This window comes from Acidovorax sp., from assembly GCF_046314175.1.
In the GTDB taxonomy this organism is placed as follows: domain Bacteria; phylum Pseudomonadota; class Gammaproteobacteria; order Burkholderiales; family Burkholderiaceae_C; genus Acidovorax.
The window spans coordinates 1-4,572 of record NZ_JBKBXG010000174.1; the positions used below are offsets into that span (position 1 = coordinate 1).

The following is a 4,572-nucleotide window of genomic DNA, read 5'->3' on the forward strand; positions in this document are numbered from 1 at the left end:
CCTCGGCAGAGGAGTTGCAGGCGGCCAACGAAGAGTTGCAGTCCACCAACGAGGAACTGCAGTCTGCCAACGAAGAACTGACCACTTCCAAAGAAGAGTCGCAGTCGATGAACGAAGAGCTTCAGACGCTGAACCAGGAGCTGCAAACCAAACTGGACGATCTGGCGCTGGCCCAGAGCGACATGCAAAACCTGCTCAACAGCACGGACATCGCCACCCTGTTTCTGGACAGCGCCTTGAACGTGCGCCGTTATACCGAGCAGATCACACGCATCATCCACCTGCGAGAAGGGGATATCGGCCGACCGTTGACCGATCTGGCCAGCACGCTGAACTACCCTGCGCTCAATGACGACGCCAGGCAAACCCTGAAGACGCTGACATTGACGGAAAAAGAAATCACGACGACCGATGGATTCTGGTTTTTGGTGCGTATCAAGCCCTACAGAACGCTCGCCGACGTAATCCAGGGCGTGGTCATCACCCTCATCGACATCACCACGGCGAAAGAGCTCGAATCTCGCCTTCGCAAGGGGTAGAGTCAGAGCGACTGCGGATAGCACACTCTTTTCAGGAGCATTCATGTCACACCTCGCAGAATCTTCGTCCTATCTGTCGAGCTTGCGCGAGCGAGCGACGGGGCAGTTAACGGGTGGCGTCCGAAGCGACCTTGCACGCACCAGCACATCAGAGGCCATGGCAGTTCTGTACAAGCTCGCGTCTTCGCCGTCCACTGCCGGTGACGCCCTGGCGCTGCTGCACGAGCTTCAGGTCCACCAGGTCGAGGTCGATATGCAGCACGAGGAACTTCGGCTTTCGCGGGCCGACCTGGAGAACCACTTGGCGCGCCAAACGAACCTTGTCCAGCGCGCGCCCGCAGCGTTCCTGGTCATCGATGAGACCACTGTGGTGTGCGAAATCAACCGCGCTGGCGTCCGGCTGCTGGGTGCTGCCAGCCATGGTGTGCTGGGCCAGTCTTTCGCCAGTTTCCTGACTACGGCCAGCAACGCACAGTTGCAGAGCATGCTCGCACAAGCGCGCGCGGGTGCCGCACCTCAGACGTGCGAGTTGCATTTTTTGCCACAGGGCGGCGTCTCTCGGACGCTCCTGTGCAGCGCCGACAAGGAAGTGTCTTCGGGTCGTTTCATCCTGGTGCTCCTGGCGCCTGCGCCGTCTAGTTAGGGCGGTGCCTTCGGTGCAGCGCACCGCAGGGCGTTGAGGTTCAGTGCCACCCACCAGCCCTGCTTGTTCGCGCAGGTTTTGACTCGGCCACCGTGCGTGAAAGCCGCTCGACAGGCTCAGGGCAAACGGCATGCACAGTGAATGGTGTGAGCGGCGGACGGGATGTGACGAATTCTGGAAACCTCAAGAGCGAACAAGACGGAGGTCAGGGACCAGGGCGCTATCCCTTAGAGAGAAGCTGTCTGAAGCCGCCCTCAAGTCTGGCAACAGCCGAGCGTATTCGCCCTTCACGACGGCGTGGCACTCGCAGCTGCGGTGCTCCAGGCCACGGCGGTCAAGCACCGTGATGTGGCCCGAGTGGTAACGGATCAATCCCGCTGCCTGCAACTTCAGCGCTGCCTCGGTGACCCCGCTGCGCCGCACGCCGAGCATTTGCGCAATGAGTTCATGTGTCATCACCAGCTCATTGCCTCCCAGCCTATCCAGACTTTCCAAAAGGCAACGGCAGATATGCTGATCAACGGAGTGATGTCGGTTGCAGACTGCGTTTTGGAGCATTTGGCACATCAGCGCCTGCGTGTACTTCAGCATCAGCTGCTTGACGGTTGCATGCCGCTCGAACTCTTCCTGGATCAGGCCGGCCGGGAGCCGAAAACCCTGACCGGCACTTCGAACGACGCTGCGGCTCGGAGTGGTCACGCCCCCCAGGAAGGACGAAATGCCCACGACTCCTTCACAGCCCACCATCGCAACCTCGGTAGAGCTGCCATCCTGGAGGACGTGAAGTATGGACACGATGGTGGTGGTCGGGAAGTAGACGTGGCTGGGCGTCCGCCCAGACTCACTGAGCACCTGGCCCAGTTGCAAATCAACAGGTTCGAGCAGATGGTGCCAGCGGCGCTGGTCTGAATCCGGTAGCGAGCTCACCAAGAGGTTTTCTGCGGGGTAGGCATCAAAGATCACGATTTTCCTTTCGGGTGATGCCTGGCGGCAAAGATCGAAAACCGACCAGGAGAACGGTAATCCGACCCCACAAGAAAACGTCATGTTCCGAAACGTAAGAGTTGTCCGCAACCACACGAATAGCTGCTGTTTGTTTGATCTCTATCGGTTTCCGATCAATCTCGACTTTGACGGATCGACGACTTTGCCTACACCCGCGCAGGCTGCACATCTGCGGCGCTCGGCAGAGTGCGCGACCGTACAGACGCAAAGGCGGCAGCGTTCTAAAAACAAGCTGTTGGGGTGTCCATCTGGCGCAAGTGGCAAGTGCACCCCCAACGGGCACGCATGGTGAGTGCGAAGAATTTTGATAGGAGCAATCCAATGACAATGACTGAACCCGACATGTCGAAGGCGATGACCTTGCGAAGCAGGTTTCAATCAGCCTTTCCATTGTTTTCCACGAAGTCTCTGACCGAACGGCAAGAAACGCAGGGAGGGCTATCGAGGCCGTGGCCCCTTGTGGATGCCTCCCCCAGCCTGACGGAGACCAGTTTGCCGGTGCCACCTCCCCCCAACACGCCCGATCCTCAGCCCGCAGCCGCAGGCCTTGAAACGGAGGATTGGGATCTGTTGTTCAGGGCTGTGCTCGAAACTTTAGCGCGGACGGCATGCGGAAGGGCTCCGTCCGATGGCGCGGTCTGTCGGTTGCAGGCCCCTGGCGATGTACTTGACGGGTGCCTGGATGCACTGGAGCAATTGCGTCGGTCCGCACCCTTCGTTCAGCATCCGCTGATGCCCAAGGGGGACGCATCTGGAACTTCTGGAGCGACTTGATGCGCCCTCGGTACACCTCGCCTCAAGTGCGCAACCATGTGAGTGGATGGTGCAGCGCGAGGGCGCTGGCATGGGCGTTCTTTCCAGGTCTGCCGCATATTGATTGACCACGGGCGTGGACACCCTGCGCCCAAACATTGGAGCAGTTTATGCAAACCTCTCCCCGTCAAACACTTCAGTGGAGCACGTCGGCATTCGGTGAAATGCCCAGCCCGACGCCCGCAGAACTGGCCGAATTGTCTACGCACGTGAAGGAGTGTCGGCGCGCGCGCGGGCGGTTTTTTTTACTCCGAAGCGAGGTCAAGGCCATGAACGAAATCATCGCGAATCGGTTTTGGACGACCATGGCTGCTATCGCGGTTTTGCTGTTACTCGCTTCGTTGGCGTGGGCAGCTTGAACGCGCCCCGCAGTGTGCTCGCCATGGCTCCGATATCGTGTGACAGTCCGGAGACACTGCAGACTTCTGGGTGGCCGCGTCGGTAGGTTCCGGCGCCCGGCCCATCGACCCATCCGCATTACGGGCGTTGCTGGCGTTGTGGGATTCACCCTTTGAAAGCAGATGAATGACAGCGTACCTATCGAAGCTATTGGTCTTGCGTGGGGTTGTTGGCACTGTGTTCGGCATCGCAGTGGTTGCAAACCCTGCGATGGCCCAGGGGCGCGGCGAATTGCTCTATTCGACGCATTGCAGCGCCTGCCACACAGTGCAATTGCATTGGCGCGCCGGCAGGGCGGTCACGGACTGGCCTAGCTTGCGCGCCGAGGTGCGCAAGTGGCAGGGCGAAGCCAGGCTGGCGTGGGGCGAGGAAGACATCCTTGACGTTGCCCGCTACCTGAACGACAGCATCTATCACTTTGCCAAGCCTGGCGCAACGGCGTTGAAAATCTCCCCGACAGCGGGCTTCCCCCAGGGCTCTGACCCGAACGGCCTCCTTGTTCGCGTTACCGGCGACGCATTCTGAGTTTGGCGTTTTAACCCTTGCCTGCAACCTGGGGGAGGGGGCCGTGCGAGAGACAAGGTGCAGCAACTCCGCCAGAGGAGTTTTGCTAGCCGCACAAGGCACATGCACAGACAGAGCATGCAGTGCTACATTCATCAGAGCGCCCGGCCGCAGCCTGCACAGCAGGGCCGCCCCCCTTCGCTGTTCGATAGGAACCCCTTCCATGTCCCCAGAACGCCAACGGCTGATTCGCCTGCTGTTTGACGAATACATCGAGATGTATGCCGCACGGGACGGGAGGCTGGTCACCCGTTTTAGTGACAACTTCAGCGGCTTTGCGGGCAGCAGCGACCAGCTGGTCAAGAGCCGTAGCGATTGGATTGACGTCACCTTGCAGGACTTTGCCCAGGTGCCCGGCCGCATCGGCATTGACGTGGTGGACCTCTTCCCCCAGGAGCTGAGCGATGACGTGGTGGCCGTCACGGCGTTTTTCCACATCCGCCTGCCCATTCCTGACGCCCTGTTTGCCCGCGAGACCGCGCGGCTGATGCTGGTGTTTCGCCATGAGGAGGGCGACTGGAAGATTGCCCACAGCAGCATTTCCATCCCCTACGGCCTGGCGCGTGACGGCGAGGTGTACCCGGTAGGCCGCCTGCAGCAGCGCAACCT

General features: G+C 60.1%; 5 protein-coding genes. 4 read left to right on the top strand and 1 reads right to left on the bottom strand.

What is annotated here, in order from left to right; all coding sequences use genetic code 11:
- Positions 1–539 (top strand): PAS domain-containing protein (locus tag ACK4OE_RS25225; RefSeq protein WP_409889171.1); only part of this gene is annotated, 539 nt, incomplete at its 5' end.
- Between the two features lie 43 nt (positions 540–582).
- The gene (locus tag ACK4OE_RS25230) at positions 583–1,182 is read left to right on the top strand and encodes a PAS domain-containing protein (RefSeq protein WP_228898365.1); all 600 of its coding nucleotides are present in this window, start codon (positions 583–585) and stop codon (positions 1,180–1,182) included.
- Positions 1,183–1,365: 183 nt separating this feature from the next.
- On the opposite strand, the gene ACK4OE_RS25235 is transcribed toward ACK4OE_RS25230, so the two are convergent.
- The gene (locus ACK4OE_RS25235; RefSeq protein WP_409889172.1) at positions 1,366–2,229 is read right to left on the bottom strand and encodes a Crp/Fnr family transcriptional regulator; all 864 of its coding nucleotides are present in this window, start codon (positions 2,227–2,229) and stop codon (positions 1,366–1,368) included.
- 1,296 nt (positions 2,230–3,525) lie between these two features.
- Between ACK4OE_RS25235 and ACK4OE_RS25240 the strand changes: the two genes are divergently transcribed.
- Together ACK4OE_RS25240 and ACK4OE_RS25245 are read left to right on the top strand one after the other, a co-directional pair.
- Positions 3,526–3,924, top strand: coding sequence for a c-type cytochrome (locus ACK4OE_RS25240; RefSeq protein ID WP_409889173.1), 399 nt, complete (start codon positions 3,526–3,528; stop codon positions 3,922–3,924).
- 202 nt (positions 3,925–4,126) lie between these two features.
- Positions 4,127–4,572, top strand: a 446-nt coding sequence (locus tag ACK4OE_RS25245) for a nuclear transport factor 2 family protein (RefSeq protein WP_409889174.1), incomplete at its 3' end; no start/stop codon positions are given.

Bases quoted from the DNA above. Each gene is read 5' to 3' on its own strand.
- ACK4OE_RS25240 (WP_409889173.1), top strand. From the start codon at position 3,526: ATGACAGCGTACCTATCGAAGCTATTGGTCTTGCGTGGGGTTGTTGGC.
- ACK4OE_RS25235 (WP_409889172.1), bottom strand. From the start codon at position 2,229: ATGACGTTTTCTTGTGGGGTCGGATTACCGTTCTCCTGGTCGGTTTTC.
- ACK4OE_RS25230 (WP_228898365.1), top strand. From the start codon at position 583: ATGTCACACCTCGCAGAATCTTCGTCCTATCTGTCGAGCTTGCGCGAG.